At 48.3% G+C, this 17,938-nt stretch carries 18 protein-coding genes and 1 other annotated feature; of the genes, 13 read left to right on the top strand and 5 right to left on the bottom strand.

All coding sequences use genetic code 11. The annotated features are described in order from the left end of the window. The first annotated feature begins 40 nt into the window (after nt 1-40). From ABJ225_RS00195 to ABJ225_RS00210, 4 genes are all read left to right on the top strand, one after another. The gene (locus tag ABJ225_RS00195; RefSeq protein WP_347317844.1) at nt 41-772 is read left to right on the top strand and encodes an alpha/beta fold hydrolase; all 732 of its coding nucleotides are present in this window, start codon (nt 41-43) and stop codon (nt 770-772) included. A gap of 87 nt (nt 773-859) precedes the next feature. Continuing rightward, nucleotides 860-1,879 carry a phosphotransferase enzyme family protein gene (locus tag ABJ225_RS00200; protein WP_347317846.1) on the top strand — a complete coding sequence of 340 codons (1,020 nt, stop codon included), beginning with the start codon at nt 860-862 and terminating at the stop codon, nt 1,877-1,879. A 185-nt stretch (nt 1,880-2,064) separates the two neighbouring features. Beyond that, nucleotides 2,065-2,877: a pyrroline-5-carboxylate reductase gene (gene proC, locus ABJ225_RS00205; RefSeq protein WP_252266327.1), complete on the top strand. Its 813-nt coding sequence runs from the start codon at nt 2,065-2,067 to the stop codon at nt 2,875-2,877. Between the two features lie 2 nt (nt 2,878-2,879). Further along, nucleotides 2,880-3,398, top strand: a complete 519-nt coding sequence (locus tag ABJ225_RS00210) for an NAD(P)H-dependent oxidoreductase (protein WP_218247867.1) — start codon at nt 2,880-2,882, stop codon at nt 3,396-3,398. 38 nt (nt 3,399-3,436) lie between these two features. Here the strand turns inward: ABJ225_RS00210 and ABJ225_RS00215 are convergent, their stop codons facing one another. The 3 genes from ABJ225_RS00215 to ABJ225_RS00225 all read right to left on the bottom strand — a co-directional run bounded on the left by ABJ225_RS00215 (nt 3,437) and on the right by ABJ225_RS00225 (nt 5,521). Next, nucleotides 3,437-4,069 carry an SIMPL domain-containing protein gene (locus ABJ225_RS00215; RefSeq protein ID WP_159129514.1) on the bottom strand — a complete coding sequence of 211 codons (633 nt, stop codon included), beginning with the start codon at nt 4,067-4,069 and terminating at the stop codon, nt 3,437-3,439. 4 nt (nt 4,070-4,073) lie between these two features. Then, nucleotides 4,074-4,511 carry a hypothetical protein gene (locus tag ABJ225_RS00220; protein WP_048004482.1) on the bottom strand — a complete coding sequence of 146 codons (438 nt, stop codon included), beginning with the start codon at nt 4,509-4,511 and terminating at the stop codon, nt 4,074-4,076. Nucleotides 4,512-4,573: 62 nt separating this feature from the next. Next, nucleotides 4,574-5,521 carry an L-lactate dehydrogenase gene (locus ABJ225_RS00225; RefSeq protein WP_218247869.1) on the bottom strand — a complete coding sequence of 316 codons (948 nt, stop codon included), beginning with the start codon at nt 5,519-5,521 and terminating at the stop codon, nt 4,574-4,576. Between the two features lie 176 nt (nt 5,522-5,697). On the opposite strand from ABJ225_RS00225, the gene ABJ225_RS00230 reads away from it, so the two are divergent. Then, nucleotides 5,698-6,237, top strand: a complete 540-nt coding sequence (locus ABJ225_RS00230) for a GNAT family N-acetyltransferase (protein ID WP_347317850.1) — start codon at nt 5,698-5,700, stop codon at nt 6,235-6,237. Nucleotides 6,238-6,252: 15 nt separating this feature from the next. Continuing rightward, nucleotides 6,253-6,732 carry a tetratricopeptide repeat protein gene (locus ABJ225_RS00235; RefSeq protein ID WP_218247871.1) on the top strand — a complete coding sequence of 160 codons (480 nt, stop codon included), beginning with the start codon at nt 6,253-6,255 and terminating at the stop codon, nt 6,730-6,732. A gap of 53 nt (nt 6,733-6,785) precedes the next feature. Here ABJ225_RS00235 and ABJ225_RS00240 read toward each other — a convergent pair whose 3' ends face one another. Both ABJ225_RS00240 and ABJ225_RS00245 read right to left on the bottom strand, forming a co-directional pair. Further along, nucleotides 6,786-8,087 (bottom strand): NCS2 family permease, encoded by a 1,302-nt coding sequence (locus ABJ225_RS00240; RefSeq protein WP_053427686.1) that lies wholly within the window; start codon nt 8,085-8,087, stop codon nt 6,786-6,788. A gap of 931 nt (nt 8,088-9,018) precedes the next feature. After that, nucleotides 9,019-9,456 (bottom strand): Lrp/AsnC family transcriptional regulator, encoded by a 438-nt coding sequence (locus ABJ225_RS00245; protein WP_218245661.1) that lies wholly within the window; start codon nt 9,454-9,456, stop codon nt 9,019-9,021. A gap of 121 nt (nt 9,457-9,577) precedes the next feature. On the opposite strand from ABJ225_RS00245, the gene ABJ225_RS00250 reads away from it, so the two are divergent. The 7 genes from ABJ225_RS00250 (at nt 9,578) to cydC (ending at nt 17,897) form a co-directional block, all read left to right on the top strand. After that, nucleotides 9,578-9,994 (top strand): carboxymuconolactone decarboxylase family protein, encoded by a 417-nt coding sequence (locus tag ABJ225_RS00250; RefSeq protein ID WP_218245662.1) that lies wholly within the window; start codon nt 9,578-9,580, stop codon nt 9,992-9,994. Nucleotides 9,995-10,041: 47 nt separating this feature from the next. Further along, nucleotides 10,042-10,247, top strand: a binding site (T-box leader). A gap of 57 nt (nt 10,248-10,304) precedes the next feature. Further along, nucleotides 10,305-11,546 carry a tyrosine--tRNA ligase gene (gene tyrS / locus ABJ225_RS00255; RefSeq protein WP_347317853.1) on the top strand — a complete coding sequence of 414 codons (1,242 nt, stop codon included), beginning with the start codon at nt 10,305-10,307 and terminating at the stop codon, nt 11,544-11,546. After that, entirely contained in the window at nt 11,543-12,343 is an 801-nt protein-coding gene (locus ABJ225_RS00260; protein WP_347317855.1) for a MerR family transcriptional regulator, read from the top strand. Before tyrS ends, ABJ225_RS00260 begins: the two co-directional genes overlap by 4 nt. 71 nt (nt 12,344-12,414) lie before the next feature. Then, complete coding sequence (locus ABJ225_RS00265; RefSeq protein WP_347317857.1) at nt 12,415-13,617, top strand: multidrug effflux MFS transporter; 1,203 nt, start codon at nt 12,415-12,417, stop codon at nt 13,615-13,617. A gap of 136 nt (nt 13,618-13,753) precedes the next feature. After that, nucleotides 13,754-14,278: a DinB family protein gene (locus ABJ225_RS00270; protein WP_347317859.1), complete on the top strand. Its 525-nt coding sequence runs from the start codon at nt 13,754-13,756 to the stop codon at nt 14,276-14,278. Nucleotides 14,279-14,511: 233 nt separating this feature from the next. After that, nucleotides 14,512-16,197, top strand: a complete 1,686-nt coding sequence (cydD, locus tag ABJ225_RS00275; protein ID WP_347317861.1) for a thiol reductant ABC exporter subunit CydD — start codon at nt 14,512-14,514, stop codon at nt 16,195-16,197. After that, the gene (gene cydC, locus ABJ225_RS00280) at nt 16,194-17,897 is read left to right on the top strand and encodes a thiol reductant ABC exporter subunit CydC (RefSeq protein ID WP_347317863.1); all 1,704 of its coding nucleotides are present in this window, start codon (nt 16,194-16,196) and stop codon (nt 17,895-17,897) included. Before cydD ends, cydC begins: the two co-directional genes overlap by 4 nt. Nucleotides 17,898-17,938 lie beyond the last annotated feature (41 nt).

The following is a 17,938-nucleotide window of genomic DNA, read 5'->3' on the forward strand; positions in this document are numbered from 1 at the left end:
AATGTTGGGACAATAAATCTTGAGAAAGAAGGGGTTCAGCATGAAACGATTTTTTAAATGGGCAGGAATTCTTCTGCTCGCTTTGATTGTCATAGGAGGTCTATCCTTTTATGTATGGTCCCAGCAAACCTACTCGGCCACTTCATCGCTTAAGGAAAAAGTGGACCTTCAAAAAGCCGAGGCAAAGGATGGCAAGTGGCTGGTGTTTGAAGGAGAGGGGGATAAGGGTGTGATCCTTTACCCCGGGGCAAAAGTGGAAAAGGAGGCCTACGCCTATATTGGGCAAGAGCTATCTGAGCGGGGGTATACCGTGGTGATTCCGGATGTACCATTGAACCTTGCATTCTTCGGGGTGAACGTACCGGATGAGATCATGAAAGAATATAAGGGTGTGGAGGAATGGTACTTATCGGGACATTCTCTAGGGGGCGTTGCTGCATCAAGCTATGCTGCTGACCACCCGGACAAGGTGAAAGGGATCATTTACCTTGCATCGTACCCTGCCGAGTCCACAGACTTTTCTTCATCCGACCTGTCGTTTCTGAGTATCTGGGCCGAGAATGACGGCCTGGCTACCAAGGAAAAGATCGACAAGAGCAAATCCCTCCTGCCTGCAGATACGGAGTTTCATGAAGTCAAGGGCGGGAATCACGCAGGCTTCGGTGTGTACGGTGCCCAAAAGGGAGACGGGAAAGCAACAAACTCAGTATGGGATCAGCAGGATGAAGTCATTAAAACAATCGATGAATGGATTCAGGGAAGGGCCGGATAATCGGCCCTTTTTCTTTTTGGCAGGAAAAACTCCCCGTGCAGACGAAATAGTAGAGGAAGATCAGTACTGCAAACAGGAGGAAACACAATGGAATCTTGGATAGACGTACAATGGACGAAGGAAGGATTGAACGAAGCGGCAGGAATGTTTGATTGTGATGCTTCAGATGCCCGAAAGCTGGGTGATTTTGAAAACTATGTGTACGAAGTGAAAAAGGAAGGGATTTCTTACATCCTGAGAATCACCCATAGCTCCCACCGCAGGCAAAATGAGTTGGAAGCGGAAATGAAATGGATCAACTTCCTCCATGGGCATGGATTGAACGTCTCCCTCTCTCATCAATCCCGTACAGGCAGCCTTGTGGAAGAACTGGCTGGGGATGACGGATCCTTTTTTGTCAGCTTATTTGATAAAGCACCGGGGGTGGCTGTAAGAGCGAACTCCGATCACTTTGATGAGAGGCTCTTCGAAAAGTGGGGAAGTATTACTGGGAAGATGCATACCATTACAAAACACTATCGAGATCCATCTTCAAAGGCAAGAATGGCCTGGGATGAAGATGAAATCCTGAATTTCGAGCGTTATCTTCCCCAAGAGGAAGAGGATATCATAGAGATTGGAAAAAAGACAATCGATGAAATCAAGACTTTTCCTCGATCCGAGGATACATACGGTTTAATCCACTCTGATATCCATCATGGCAATTTCTTCTACGATCAAAGGGAAGGAGATCTCCACGTATTTGATTTTGATGATAGTATGTGGTTTTACTTCGCAAGTGACATCGCCATCCCCCTATACTATGCAACCTGGTCGAAGCATGGAGGTGATCCCCTTCACGTGCGTTCTGCCTTCGGAGAGGGTTTCCTTCGTTCGTTCCTGAGGGGGTATGAGAGCGAATGCCCGGTTCCGAAAGAATGGTTCCTGCGGATTCCTCAGTTCCTCCTCCTAAGGGATTTGACCCTTTACTCCGTTTTCCACCAGAAGTGGGACCTGGCCACTATTCCTCAGGGAGAAAAAGAGCTCCTCGATGGATTGAGGAAGAGGCTCAGGCAAAAGGAACCAATGGTCGATCTCGATTGGGAGGCAATCTACGACAACCGCTAGAATCGATTGAGGCTGGGACAAATGTGTTTTAGCCATAGTAAAACCCGAACTTCGTTGCCTGCGATCAAGCAACGAAGTTCGGGTTTTTACTTGTTTTTGAATATGTCATTGTGTCCAGATGTGAACCATTTTTCCTTTCAGTGGTTTTTTGATATGATTCATAGGTGGAAGAAGAGGTGTAGAGAATGAAACAATCAATCGGCTTTATCGGCTGTGGAAATATGGCGCAGGCCATCATAGGCGGCATCGTCAGCTCCGGACTGGTGGATAAGACATCTGTCATGGCGAGCGCCAAAACCCGCGGAACCGTCGAGAGAATAGAAGAAAAATACGGAATCAATACCACGTTGGACAATGGAGAGGTAGCGGCATTTTCTGACTTGTTGTTCATCGCAGTCAAACCGGATCAACACCAGGAGATCCTCTCCTCCATCAGGGAGAACTTGAAGCCGGATACCATCGTCATCACGATGGCCGCAGGTATTACGCTTCATTGGATGGAATCGGTTCTATCTCCGGACTCTAAAATCGTCAGGACGATGCCGAATACGCCATCCCTTGTAGGAGAAGGGATGACAGCGTATTGTGTTAATGGCAGGGTAGGAGAAGGCGAGCGTGAGATAGTCCATGCCGTTCTTGAGAGCTTCGGCAAAGCAGAAGAGTTGGACGAAAGCCTCATGGACGCCATTCCTGCCGTCAGCGGCTCGTCACCGGCTTATGCCTTCATGTTCATGGAAGCACTGGCAGACGGTGCGGTGAAAGAGGGCATCCCCAGAAAGCAGGCATATAACCTGGCAGCCCAGGCGCTCCTCGGAGCAGCAAAGATGGTGCTTGAAACGGGCAGCCATCCTGGAGAGCTGAAGGATGCGGTCTGTTCACCGGGAGGGGCTACCATCGAAGCCGTCATTGAACTTGAAAAGAGTGGCTTCAAGGGAAGCATCGTAAGGGCAATGGATGCCTGTACAAAAAAAGCAAAACAGCTGGGAAGGGAAGATTGAACATGAACGTATTGGTAATCGCTGCACATCCGCGAATGGACGAATCAATCGTCAACAAAGCCTGGGTAAAGAGGCTGGAGGAAGAGGGCGATGTGACGGTCCACGACCTTTACCGCGAATATCCGGATTTCCAAATCGACGTAACACGTGAGCAGAAGTTGGTCGAAGAACACGATAGGATCGTCCTGCAGTTCCCTTTCTACTGGTACAGTGCCCCTGCGCTGATGAAGGAATGGATCGATGCCGTGTTGACCTATGGTTGGGCATACGGCAGCCAAGGCACGAAGCTTCATGGCAAAGAACTTCTGATTGCGACGTCAACGGGTTCACCGGCAGAGGCCTACCAGGCTGGAGGAAAGAACCATTATGCCATGAGCGAGCTATTGAAGCCGTTCCAGGCAACATCGAATCTGATCGGAACGACGTTTCTTCCGGCATTCATCGAGCAAGGCGTCAGGATGCTGGATGAAGAAGGAGTGGCCCGGTCTGCCGAGAGGCTTGCGGATTATATTAAAAAGTAATAAAAAAAACGGCTCCTGGAAGCCGTTTTTTGGTGAAATCAATGCGTAGTAAACGTAACGATGAGTGAAGCCTTAACGGATATTTCACCCGGCAGGATGGCAGATTCCTGAACTGCGAGCTTCATAGGGGAAGGGAACTCAACGGATTGACCTTCTTTGATAGAAAGCGGATCAGGCACCAGCTCCTGACCAGACTGCCTGGCAAGGACCGTGGCCTTTGCCAGGGCATCCTGAAACGCTTGTTCAAGGGCATGCTGATAAAGGGCAGTGGAATGGGAGGAGAGGAACTGGATCCCTTCCACCCGGTTTGCTCCGGCCTTCACGGCGTCATCGATGATCTTTCCCGCCCTTTCAATGCTTCTAAGGTGGATGCGCAGAATATTCACGACTTCATATCCGTTAAAGATCTGCTTTCCATCTTCAAAGGAATAGCGGGGGATGATTTGATAGTTTGCCGTCTGTATATCACTTTTTGAAACTCCGTTTGCTTGAAGCGTCCCGACTATGTTCTTTATGTTTTCGTTATTTTCCTGCTGGGCTTTTTGCAGATCGGGGCCTTCAGTCATCACCCCTAATGTGAGCAGGGCTTCATCAGGCGCTCCATAAGAGGTGTGTTCTCCTGATACGGTGATGGTCCCACGGGAATCGGTCACGCGCATGTATGGAAACATCGTGTTATACACATGTGAAGGATTCGATTTTATCGAGATCGATTCCGAAATACACCCATGTGAATCCGATCCATCTCCACCCTGCTATGGACCTTCTGCCGAGGAAGACAGGGTAGAACCAGAAAGCATCCCGGTTGAGCCAGATATAGGTATAGCGGAACAGGCATCTCCGGATGGAACCCGGGTCCACGGCAAACGTCGACGTTCCTCCAGGGCCGCCCTGCATGACGGTCTTCTGAGGCTGGAAGTTAGGTGGAGGTCCAGGTGGCGGCTGATTTTGTCCACCGCCCTGAGAAGGCGATGGGGGCCCGCTGCTGCCCCCTTGCCCAGGTGGCGGGGATGGCGGGAATACATTTGGAAGTCCGGGGATGGAAGGGAAACCACTGCCCCCGGAACCTCCACCGCCGGGAAAGCCGGGTAGGAATTGTCTCTGATCGTACATAATAGAACCTCCTCCATTCATGTTGGTATCATTGTATGAGGAGGAGGTTCGTGTGTGCGTGTCTATAAATCAGAAGGGAAACCGGTACTCATGGCGTGCTTCAATGTATCAATGGATTTTGTGAATTGCTTGTGCTCTGTTTCATCCAGTGGGAGTTCGACGACCTTCCTGATTCCTTGTCGATTGATGATGGCGGGCACTCCGGTATAGACACCGTGCTGCCCATACTCCCCATCCAGGAGGGAAGAGATGGTAAGGATGCTGTTTTCATCATTCAGTATGGCTTTGGTGAGACGGGCCAAACCCATGGCAATCCCGTAGTAGGTGGCTCCTTTTTTCTCGATGATATGGTAGGCTGCATCCCTGACATTTTCAAAAAGGTCCTGCAGGTCGCTCTGGATTTGTGGATCCGTTAGATCGACCAGGTCACCAAGGGAGCTGGCCCCGATGGTGGCATGACTCCAGACCGGAAATTCGGTATCGCCATGTTCACCCATGATATAGGCATGGATGTTTCGCGTATCAAGATGAAAGTATTCACCCAGCAGATAGCGGAGCCTTGCGGTGTCAAGGATCGTCCCTGAGCCGATCACCTTTTCTTTTGGGAGACCGGAGAAAGTCCATGTGGCATAGCTTAATAGATCAACGGGATTAGTGGCTACGATGAAGATGCCATCAAAGCCGCTCTCCATCACCGAATCGACAATGGTCTTAAAAATCCGGACGTTTTTATCAATAAGATCCAACCGCGTTTCACCAGGTTTTTGATTGGCGCCAGCTGTGATCACGACAAGATCTGCATCGCGGCAGTCGCTGTACGCTCCTGCACGTATTTTCATTGGGGATGAGAATGCGAGACCATGATTAAGGTCCATGGCGTCTCCTATAGCTTTTTCGACGTTCATGTCGATCATCACGAGCTCGTGGACAAGATTTTGATTGAGAAGGGCAAAAGCATAGCTTGAACCGACAAAGCCTGTTCCGATCAATACGACTTTACTTGTTTTCATCCGTCATACTCCCTTTTTAATTGGATTTATGAAAGTGGTGGGTTGAAGATAATAATGTGAAGTATTTCACAAACTTATAGTAGCATACTCCAAATCGAATTTCCAACACGAAATTTCGACAACTTTAAAGGGATTCCACTAAGCTGCAAGGAATAAGTCCATAGGAGGGATGCACGATGCGTTATGAGAAAGGTGATATCAAGGTCCGGCCGTTGAAGGATGAAGATGCCGAATTTCTTTATAACTGGCTGAACGATCCGCGGATCCTTGAGTATTACGAAGGAAGGGACAAACCCTTTACCCATGAGATGGTGAAGGAAGCATTTTATAATGACGATAAAGAGAAGGTCGCCTGCATCGTTCAATATAAAGGGGAGAAGGTCGGTTATCTTCAATACTATCCATTGGATGATGAGACCAAGCTTCGCTACGGATATACGAATCTTGATGAGTTCATCTATGGGACCGATCAGTTCATAGGGGATTCACGGTACTGGAATAAAGGCGTGGGCACCCTGATGATCAAGGCCATGGTGGAATATTTTATGCTTGAAAAAGGCCTGCACCGGTTGGTCATGGATCCGATGACATGGAATCGCAGGGCAATTCGTTGCTATGAGAAATGCGGCTACAGCAAAGCACGGATCCTGCCTCAAAATGAGCTCCACGAAGGTGAATGGCACGACTGCTGGCTGATGGAATACATACCGGATTGAAATGGATGGGTGGATATGGAAGATAGAATGAGCGAAGCGATCGAAGCGAGGAAGTCAGGAAATACAGTGGAGTCGATCAGGATATTGAAAGAGCTGATCGCCGAACACCCCGAAAGCGGAAGCCTGCACTATCAATGTGCCTGGAGTCATGATGCATCAGGACTTGAAGAGGAAGCCGTTGAATATTATGAGAAAGCATTGACATACGGGTTGGATGAAGAAGAGTCCATCGGTGCGTATACGGGACTCGGGAGCACCTACCGTGCCCTCGGGAAGTATGAAAAATCAAAAGAAGTGCTTGAGGATGGGCTTAAGAGACACAGGGACAGGGCATTATCAGTATTCTACAGCATGACGCTCTATAACCTCGGAGAGCCGAAGAAGGCCATGGAACTGCTTTTAGGGCAGCTGTGTGATACTTCTTCAGATGAATCGATCCAATCTTATGCAGCTGCTATCAACTATTACAGCCGCGACCTTGATCGTACGTGGTAAAGAAGGACTCATACTAAAAAGGCAGCTCCCACCGTGGGAGCTGCCTTTCCTCTTTAATGAGGGATGAATGCCAGCTGATAGAAGAACAGCACGGCAAAGATATAGACGAGGGGATGGACTTCGCGCCATTTCCCTTTTGCCACTTTCAAAAGTGGGTACGAGATGAATCCGAGTGCGATCCCTGTAGCGATGCTCGACGTAAGAGGCATGCTGAGGATGATGAGGAATGCAGGGAAAGCTTCATCAAGTTCGTCCCATTTGATCTGGGAAATGCTTCCGATCATCAAGCTTCCTACAATGATCAAAGCTGGAGCCGTGATGGCAGATAATCCAGATACGGCACTCACAAGTGGACCGAAGAATGCTGAAACGATGAACAGTACAGCCACGGTAAGGGAGGTCAATCCTGTGCGTCCTCCCGCTGAAACCCCAGCAGATGATTCCACGAAGGCGCTGGTCGGGCTAGTACCGAACATGGCTCCGACAGTCGTCCCAAGTGAATCAGCAAGGAGTGCTTCTCGGGCACGCGGCATTTCATTGTTTTTCAGGAGTCCTGCCTGTTGGGCAACACCGACCATCGTACCGGTTGTATCAAAAATGGTCACAAGCAAGAAGGAGAATACGACAGCGTACAAGCTGTGTTGAATCACATCGGTGAACGCGGTGATCGGGTTCGAGATGATCAGCCCTTCAGGCAGATGAGGCATGGCGACGAAGCCTTCCTTGAACGACAGGTCACCAGTGAAGAATGCAACGATGGCGGTGATGATCATCCCGATGAACAGGGCTCCGTGTACGTTCAGGACCATGAGGACAAGGGTGACGGCCAGCCCGATCAAAGCAAGGATGGCAGATGAAGAATGAAGATCCCCGAGTTTCACGAGATTGGATGGATCAGCTTGAACCAGTCCGGATAAACGAAGACCGATAAAAGCGATGAAGAGACCGATACCGGCTGTGATTCCGTGTTTGAGATTTTGCGGTATGGCTTCAATCAATTTCTTACGGAACGGTGTGAGCGAAAGGATGATGAAGATGATACCGGCTACGAATACTGCTGCAAAGGCAACCGAGTACGAAATATCTTCATGACCTCCGACAACGGAATATGTAAAATAGGCATTCAATCCCATACCTGGTGCGATGGCAATCGGGTAGTTGGCGAACAGTGCCATCCAGAGCGTACCGACAGCTGCCGATATGATGGTGGCCATGAATACCTGGTCGAACGGCACCCCTGCATCGGATAGGATGATCGGATTGACGACGACGATGTAAGCCATTGTGAGGAACGTGGTCAGTCCGGCAAGGATTTCTGTCTTGGTTGACGTGCCGTTTTCCTTTAATTTAAACATTAGTGTAATACCTCCAATAAAAACGAACGATTAAAAAGCACAACTACTATAATATTCGGTAATACATCGTTTTTCAATAGGTATCGACAAATTTTTTATATTTTTGTGTTGGTTCTGTAGGAGTTGGATGATAATTGAATCTGTATATGGTCGTTCCGTTCCGCTGCGGCCGGCCGCTTTCCGTGGGGAGGGAGTCGAGCCTCCTCGTGCCTGCGGGGTCTCCATCATCCCTCTATTCCCATCGGAGTCGTCCGGCCTCCGCTGCACTGCACTTTTGGTGATAGGGAGAACGTCATTTATATACATTTCTCCTTATTGTTTGTGAGAGTGAGTGCTAGTCATCACAGCATTACTTTTTGTGTGTGGATCTGCATATGGACGTTCCGTTCCGCTGCGGCCGGCTGCTTTCCGTGGGGAGGGAGTCGAGCCTCCTCGTGCCTGCGGGGTCTCGATCATCCCTCTATTCCCATTGGAGTCGTCCGGCCTTCGCTGCACTGCACTTTTAGTGATGGGGAGAACGTCTTTTATACACTTTTCTCCTTATTGTTTGTGAGAGTGGGTGCTAGTCATCACATCATTTGATTTTGTATTGTGGTCGGATCTTTACATGGACGTTCCGTTCCTCTGCGGGTGGCTGCTTTCCGGCGGGGAGGGAGCCTAAGCCGCTTCGGCTGCGCCTGCAGGGTCCCAACCTTCCCTCTTTTCCCGCGGGAGTCGGCCACCCTCCGCTGCACTGCACTTTTGGTGATGGGGAGAACGTCATTTATACACATTTTTCCTTATTGTTTGAGGGAGTGAGTTTCAGGCATCACACCATTTTGCAATTGGATTTGGACGTTCCGTTCGGTTTAGTTTGATTCTGCTGATTGAGCTCGATTAGATGCAACGTTAATAGTATCTCCAAGTGTTGGGTATCCATGTAAGTGCTTCATTAATTGGTGAAGAGGGTTTGGGTTTCGACTTCTGAGAAGATGAAATGGGTGACGGTGTGGGCGAAGGGATTGATGTGGTCTATGAAGGCTTCTGCTTCAGCGAATGTTGCAAAGTGGAGCTTGAGCATGAAACAGGCTTGCCCAGCGATCCGATAGCAGAAGTCCACGTTTGGAAGCTCGGCGATTTTTTGCTTGAACCCTTTGTAGTCCCCGTTTTTCACGGTAGCTTCGATGATGCATTGAATGTCGTTTCCGAGTTTTCCATGGTTGATCTTCGTTGTATAGGACTCGATGACACCGTGGGATTCCATCTGCTTCACCCTTTCGGAGACCGATGGAGAAGAGAGGTTGATTCGCCTACCGAGCTCACTCATGGAAAGCCTGCTGTCCTGCATTAATTCGTTTAAAATTTTTCTGTCGATATCATCGATTTTCATATGGAATGATCTCCTTTTAATTTGGGTTAAATTCTTAAATTTAAATTACTAATTGCTTTTAGAATTGAATGTAATATAGTGAATGGGATTGATATGATTATTCTATAAGGAGGAGATGGAAATGACAAGGATTGCTTCAGCTGCAATTGGCGCAACACCGTTCATGCGTTTGCTTGGACATCAAGAAGAAGTAATGGAACGATGGGGGCAGCTCTCAGAAACATTGGAGAGGGACGGTCACTTGACGAAAGAACTAAAAGAACAAGTGAGAAGGGTATTGGCATTCCAAAATGGATGCTTATACTGTCAGGCAAAGGGCAGGCCGGATCCTGAGGTGTTTGATGAAAAAATATCAGTAGCTGTCGGTTTTGCGGAAGTTTTCGGGGTACAGGGGAGCAACGTTCAGGATGGTCTGTTCAATGTGCTGAAGGAATCGTTCAGTGATGAGGAAATCTCAGAGCTTATTGCCTTCATCAGTTTCACCTCCGCTTCCCAGACATTTGGAGCCCTTATGGACCTTCGTCCGCAGAAAAATTAAATTGCAAATATTTTGCTAATCTGGTATGATCAGTTCAATTTAACACATGTAAAGCGATGAGAGGAAATCCAGTAGCGACGATCTCCATGTTTAAGAGAGCCGGTGGGTGGTGCGAACCGGTACAAAGGTCGGGTGAATTACAATCCTTGAGCGTCCCTGCATTCGTGGGGAACGGACGAACCGTTATTCGATTGAGTGGAAGAATCATTGTCTTCAAGAAGGGTGGTACCGCGTGAGCAATCACGTCCCTTTTTGAAGGCAATTTTTTTATTTTTTCATGTGTTAGAAATGATTATTGGAGGTAACGTCAATGCAAAAGCTGACAGATCAACAAGAACAAGAAGTACAGGAGCAACTGGCTGTCTACCGACAAGGTGTACAGGGGATCATTCCTCTCAAAGAACTTGAAAACAAAATCAGAACATCCGTCATTGAAAATAAACCATTAAAAATTAAACTGGGTCTTGATCCATCTGCTCCTGACGTCCATCTCGGGCATACGGTCGTTTTGAATAAGCTTCGCCAGTTCCAGGAGCACGGCCATATCATCCAGCTGATCATCGGTGACTTTACGGGGAAGATAGGGGATCCAACTGGGAAATCCGTTGCCCGTAAGCAGCTAACCGAAGATGAGGTGAAACATAATGCTCAAACTTACTTTGAGCAATTTTCTAAAGTCCTGGACATGGATAAGGTTGAACTTCACTATAATTCCAAATGGTTGAGTGAGATGAAGATGGAGGATGTCATTGGACTTGCGGGGAAAATCACAGTGGCAAGACTGATGGAGCGCGATGACTTCGAGGCGAGGATCAAGGAAGGTAAACCGATCTCCCTTCATGAATTCTTCTACCCGTTGATGCAGGGTTTTGACTCGGTACAGCTGGAATGCGATATCGAGCTTGGGGGGACGGATCAGCATTTCAACGTGCTCATGGGTCGTCATTTCCAGGAGAAATTTAATAAGGAGAAGCAGGTTGTCATTCTTATGCCCCTTCTAGAAGGACTGGATGGTGTCGATAAGATGTCAAAATCGAAACATAATTACATCGGAATCGATGAGAGTCCTGAAGAAATGTTCGGCAAGACGATGTCACTGCCCGATCACCTTATCATGAAGTACTTTGAACTCATCACGGATCTTCCCCTTGAAAAGATCAGTGAAATCAAAGCTTCGTTGTCTGCAGGGCAAATGCACCCCCGTGATGCCAAGATGCTCCTCGGAAGGATAATCGTCAGGATGTACCATGGAATCGGAGCAAGTGAGCGGGCACAAGAGCAGTTCATCTCTGTTTTTCAAAAAGGCAGTATGCCAGATGAGATCCCAGAGCTGCAGTGGAACGGGAATGAAGAGATCAACATACTCGAGCTGCTCGTCAACGTCGATCTTCTTCCTTCCAAAAGTGAAGCGAGGAAGATGATCAAGAATAAGGGCGTAAAGATTGATGGAGCCAAGGTGGAAGATCCAAACCTTATTGTGAAGGTCCAGGAGGGGATGACTATGCAGGTCGGCAAGCGAAAATTCATTAAACTTTTGGTTGAAGGGGAATGAAGAATCAGTTCACCATCGGACAAATGTCAAAGCTTTATGATATACCAGTGAAAACCCTGAGGTATTATGATGAAATCGGGCTATTCACCCCTTATCATACGGATGGGGAAACAGGTTATCGGTATTACCGTGCCGAGCAGTTCCAGCAGCTCGATATGATCAGCTTTTTGAAAGGCTTGGGTGTGCCTCTGAAGGAAATTAAGCAAAAAATGGAGCACAGTACGCTGGACCAGTTCTTGCACACTCTTGAGAAATACGAGGAAACCACGAGAAGGAAAATGGATGAATTGAAAACAACTCATCGGCATCTCTCCCAAAAAATTCAGCAGCTTCAGCTTGCGAAGACAACGGAACGGGGGCCCTTGCTCTCCTCTCTGCCGAAGAGAAGCATTTGGAAAGAAGAGCGTTCATTTTCTTCCCTTGATGATATGGAAGTGCTCTTAAGGGAAATCAAGAAAACCGTCAATCATATGACGCCCATCATGGTCGGTTCTGTCGGCTTGTTTGTATCACCGGATAACATGAGCCGTGAAGAAGGGTTTATCTATGACGGGCTGTATATTCTTCTTGAAGAAGAATCAGGATACGACATCCTTCCGGAAGGAACATATGCCACAGTCTATTCCCTCGAGGATCGTAGGAGGGATTCCTACTATTATAATATGCTCGTGGATTTTGTATCTGGACTGGGAATGGAAACGGAGGGACCTCTATATACAAGACAGATTGTCGATTCCTTCATCTCCCACATGAAGGACGAGCGATTGACAGAGTATCAGATTAAAGTTCGTGGTTGATTCCTATTGACCCTCCGGTTACTGGAGGGTTTAAAATGATGATGGCTATTCAACGTAAAGGAGAGTCATCCATGAAGGAATTAGCACACACGCAATCAAAAACGTATTTATTCATTTTCATCGTGATCATGGGGTGCCTAAGTGCATTCGGGCCACTGACGATCGATATGTACCTTCCGGGTCTGCCTACTCTTGCCTCTGATCTTGGTACGAACGCCTCCACTGCTCAGCTTAGTCTGACGGCCTGCCTGATCGGACTTGCCGCAGGGCAGCTTATCGTAGGTCCTTATTCGGATATGGTGGGAAGGAAAAAGCCGCTTATTGTGGCATTGATCCTCTTCACCATTTCATCGGTTTTGTGTATGTTCACAGGTTCAATCTGGGGACTTATTGTTCTCCGTTTCATTCAGGGTCTCACAGGTGCTGCCGGCATGGTCATTTCAAGGGCTGGCATGCGGGATCGCTTTTCCGGACAGGAATTGACGAAGTACTTTGCCATGCTGATGCTTGTCAATGGGTTGGCACCCATTGTAGCGCCAGTGGCCGGGGGGCAGCTTCTTCAATTCATGTCGTGGAGGGGGATCTTCGGTGTCCTTGCCCTCATCGGGGGAATCATGCTTCTCGCCGTCTGTTTCGGATTGAGTGAAACGCTACCGGAAGAAAGAAGGAAGACCGGGGGGATTTCAGGCGTTTTCAACACCTTCGGCCGCTTGATCAGGAACAGGGTTTTCATGGGTTATGTCCTGGTACAAGGGTTCGCCATGAGTGCCATGTTCGCCTATATTTCAGGCTCCACCTTCGTCCTGCAGGATATTTATGGACTGTCTCCACAAATGTTCAGCCTGATCTTCGCCTTGAACGGCCTCGGTCTCATCATTGCAACCCAGGCAACCGGTAAACTTGCTCCCGTCTTCAGTGAAACATCGTTGCTGAGGTATGGCATCCTTCAAGGACTATCAGCGAGCGTGTTGCTCATTGTCAGCATCTCACTGGAGGCCTCGGTCGTATTCATCTGCATCTTCCTTTTCCTGACGGTATCCACTGTCGGAATCGTGAATACTACCGTATTTTCCCTTGCGATGAGTGATCAAGGAGATAACGCAGGGAGTGCTGCAGCCCTCCTTGGATTATTGCCATTCATTCTGGGTGGTGCGGCGGCACCCCTCGTCGGACTGGGTGACGGGGCTTCAGCGGTCCCCATGGCTGTCGTCATTGCCATTTGTGAAGCCGTGGCTGTAGTAGCCTACTTTATCATGGTAAGGAAAAAGGGTTGAACCGAAAAAGGGATTCAGAGCACATGCTCTGAATCCCTTTCGCTTATACCTTAAGTATAGCATGCCTATATGGAAAATATCAGTCTGTTTTTCCTGAAAAACCCTGTTAAAATGAGCAAGACAAGGGGGCATGACCGTGATTGATTATAGGATTACAAGGAAAGAAGGCTTCGATCATAAGATTGGTGAACTGATATCCATGTTGGAGCATACCAGGAGCGTGACGATGGAAGAAGTAAGTGGAATCAGCCGGGAAGAGCTTGAGTATATGGACGACCCCAGTGGCAATACCATCGCAAGTCTGCTCATGCATATTGCAGCAATTGAATTTGTCCATCAGATCATCTCTTTTGAAGAAAGGGACCTGACTGATGAAGAAGCAGACACATGGGGTAAGACCCTTAACTTGGGGAATCCGGCCAATCTGCACTATCAGGGGTTGGAGGTGGATGAGTACCTTGAAGCGTTACAAAGGATTCGGAGTGTTACTGTCTCCTCTTTCTCTCAGCTTTCAGATCAATGGCTGGATGAAGAAAGAAGGTGGGGAAACGGGGTTTCCTATAACTTCTATTATATCTGGTACCACGTGATGGAGGATGAAATCAATCATCGAGGACAGATACGTCTACTGAGAAGGAAGTTTAGAGAGCGTTCAAACTAGTTGAAGACAATGGATCACAGGCGAGGTTCCTTGCGCGGTCGCAGTGCAGGGAACGTCTTTTCCTTCCTGCGTTCTTTGTCTTGAATTTGTCAAATTCAATTCAGTGAGAAGAAGGGTAAGTGATGGTATAATAGAGATAGAATAATTTGTGAAGTATTTCACTAACTTTCGGAACGGGAGTGAAATCATCTATGAAAGCATTACATTCAATTGTAAAAGCCAGCAGGTCATTCATGATGACTTTATATAGTTCTTCCATTCTTTTGGGTCTCGCCATTGTCGCTCAGGCGTACTTGATTGCGGGGATCGTTGACAGGGTTTTTCTGAAGGGAGCCTCCTTGACAGAAGTATGGCCTCTATTGACAGCACTGCTTTTGGCTTTCGCATCCAGGGCGATTTTCAGCTGGCTGAACGGCAGAACAGGAATCCGGCTTGCATCATCTGTGAAAGGGGAGGTCAGGAAAAAACTCTTGAACAAATGGGCTCATCAGCCCCTTACTGCTTCTGTCGGCAGTCAGGCGGGAAGGAAGGTATCCGTCCTGATGGAAGCGGTGGACGGGCTTGATGGCTACTATAGCAAGTATGTGCCTCAACGAATTGAAACAACGCTCGTCCCACTGATGATTTTGGTGGTCCTATTCAAGGAACACTGGTTTACAGGACTGATCATTCTAATTACGGCTCCCTTCATTCCGATCTTCATGGCACTCATCGGGGTTAAAACGAAGGAAAAGTCAGAAGACCAGATGGAGAAGCTTGAATCATTCTCCGGTACTTTTCTTGATGTCCTTCAAGGGTTGACGACATTGAAGCTATTCGGGAAAGGAAAGACGAAGAGTTCAGAGATCATGGAGAGCTCGCTGAACTTCCGCGAGTCCACAATGGAGGTGCTGAAGACTGCCTTCCTATCCTCCTTGATGCTCGAGTTCATCTCCATGCTGAGCATCGGCCTGATCGCCCTCGAAGTCGGTCTGCGTCTGATCGTATTCGACAGCATCTCATTTTACACTGCCTTCTTTGTCCTTATCCTGGCACCTGAATTCTATCTTTCCATGAAGCAGTTGGGGAGTGCCTTCCATACAGGAAGGGGTAGTTCAGGTTCCGTTAAAGCGGTGAAGGATGAGCTTGAACGGGATGACGGGGAGATCTTCTGGGGAGATAGTCTCGTTCATGCGGAGGATGGACCGCCCTCAATCGATCTGAAAGGGGTCGGTCACGCCTATTCACAAGGTGCTTTTCGTCTTAAGCCCATGTCTGTCCATATTGAACCGTTCAGCAAGGTGGCCATCATCGGTGAAAGTGGATCCGGAAAAACGACCCTCCTGCATATCCTTTCAGGATTGATCGATCCAGCCGAGGGAGAAGTGATGGTGAATGGCCAATCTAGAAGACAGTTTACAGAACGTTCGTGGTTCGGGCTCATTGCATATATCTCGCAGAACCCATATATTTTTGCCGGGACGATTGAAGAGAACATGGCAGCCGGGTCCCATCATACAGCAAAGGAACTGGAGGAGGCAGCTGAAAAAGCCGGGCTGACGGATCTGATCTCCAGTCTGAAGGAAGGATTCCAGACCGTGATCGGTGAAGGGGGCAGGGGACTGTCGGGTGGAGAGAAGCAACGGATCGCCCTTTCAAGGGCCTTTTTACGGAAGCCATCCATTGTCTTGCTTGATGAACCGACCACCGGACTCGACCTGAAGACAGAGTCGATTCTTCAACAGTCGATCCAGGAGCTATCCCGGTCTTCCACCATCGTCACGGTTGCCCATAGATTGCACACCATCCGCCATTCCGATCAGATCCTTGTATTGAAAGAGGGAGCACTCATCGGAGAAGGTACTCACGAGGAACTGCTCAAGGATCTGCCTGCATACGAGCGCATGATTGCGGTACAAAAAGGAGTGAACATCATATGAGAGAGTTGACTGAGATCATTCGATTGACTGTAAAAGAGAAAAAAGATGTTGTTCTTTCTGCTGTCTTCGGTGCGGTGGCCGGTCTTACATCCGTCGGGGTTTTCGCTTTGAGTGGATATATGATTTCCCAAGCGGCACTTGAAGTGCCCCTTTATGTTCTGACCATCATGATTGCTTTAATGAAGCTGTTCGGCATCCTGAAGGCAGTGACAAGGTATGCAGAGCGCTATTATTCCCACCGGGCGACGTTCACGATCCTTGCCAACTTGAGGGCATCGATCTTTGACCGGTTGGAAACCATTGCGCCGACGATTTTTCAGCGATACAAAAGCGGTGATCTCCTGGCTCGGATTGTGGGAGATGTAGAGAGCCTTCAAAACTTCTTCTTGAGGGTCTTCTATCCGCCTCTGGTTATGATGGTTGTTTTTATCGCCACCATACTTTTTACTCTCTTCTATTCTTTGGCGACTGGAGTATTGCTGATTGTGGGGATGCTGCTCACCGGTTTCTTGATTCCCTCCCTCGTCAGCCTGAAACAAAGGAAAATTGAATCACGTGTGAGAGAGCGTCGCAGTGAGCTATCGTCCGGTACTACAGAATTCCTGTATGGCTTCAGGGAACTGAAGATTCATCAGCAATTATCCCATCAAGAAGAGACACTCGGCGGTTCTTCCTCTGCGTATGTGAAAGAGCAGGATCTGGAAAGCCGTCACTCCTTATTCAGCCATACCATCAACCTGCTCGTCTCACTGCTGATCACATGGCTGGTATTGGTTCTCGGTGTGTATGCCGTCGGGGAAGGGACCCTAGATGGTGTCCTCCTTGCCATGCTCGTCATGATTTCACTGACTGTCTTTGATGAAGCAATACCGATGGCGACCCTTCCTTACCATTTAGAAGATTCAAGGAAGGCATCCAAACGCCTTGGTGAAATTCAAGGTGGGGAGCTTAAGGGCCGAAGGAGTGAAGAGGCTCCCGATCATGCGCCCTCCTTTACGCTGGAAAAGGTGGGGTTCACCTTTGAGGGAGGGGGGAGGTCCTCGATCTCTGACGTCGATCTTTATATACCGGAAGGGTCGAAGACGGCTGTCATCGGTGCATCGGGTTCCGGAAAATCGACGTTATTCAATCTGCTTCTAACTTTTTATTCACCGGATGAGGGACAGATTCTAATGGATTCCCGTCCCATTGATGCCTTCAAGCGGGAAAGCCTGTGGCAAAAAGCTGCCGTCATCCTTCAGGAAAACCACTTCTTTCATGGATCAATCAGAGATAATTTGCTGATTGCCGGTGAGTTCGGTGATGAAGAGTTGCAAAGGGTCCTCTCAAAAGTGAAGCTTCCATTCAGGTTGGAGGACACCGTGACTGAAAAGGGCGGGAACCTGTCAGGAGGAGAGAAGCAGAGGATGGCCATTGCCCGGGCGATCTTGAAAGGCGGTCCACTTTGGATCCTGGACGAGCCGACTTCTTCCATCGATCCCATGCTTGAAGCCGAACTGATGGACGTTATCCGGAAAGAGTCGGAGAATAGTACGCTTCTTCTCATCAGTCATCGATTGACCGGGCTTGAAGAAATGGATCAAATTGTAGTGATGGAGGAAGGGAAGATTGTTGAAATCGGCAACTATCAGGAGCTGATGGACCTTAAAGGGTATTTCTATCACATGAAGGAAATTGAAAAGAACGTGATTTTCCAATAGAAGCAATGGCGAAAGAAAGAAAAAATCCGAACGATCAGTCG

It is taken from the genome of Rossellomorea sp. RS05 (assembly GCF_039822645.1).
Taxonomy (GTDB): Bacteria; Bacillota; Bacilli; order Bacillales; family Bacillaceae_B; genus Rossellomorea; species Rossellomorea marisflavi_B.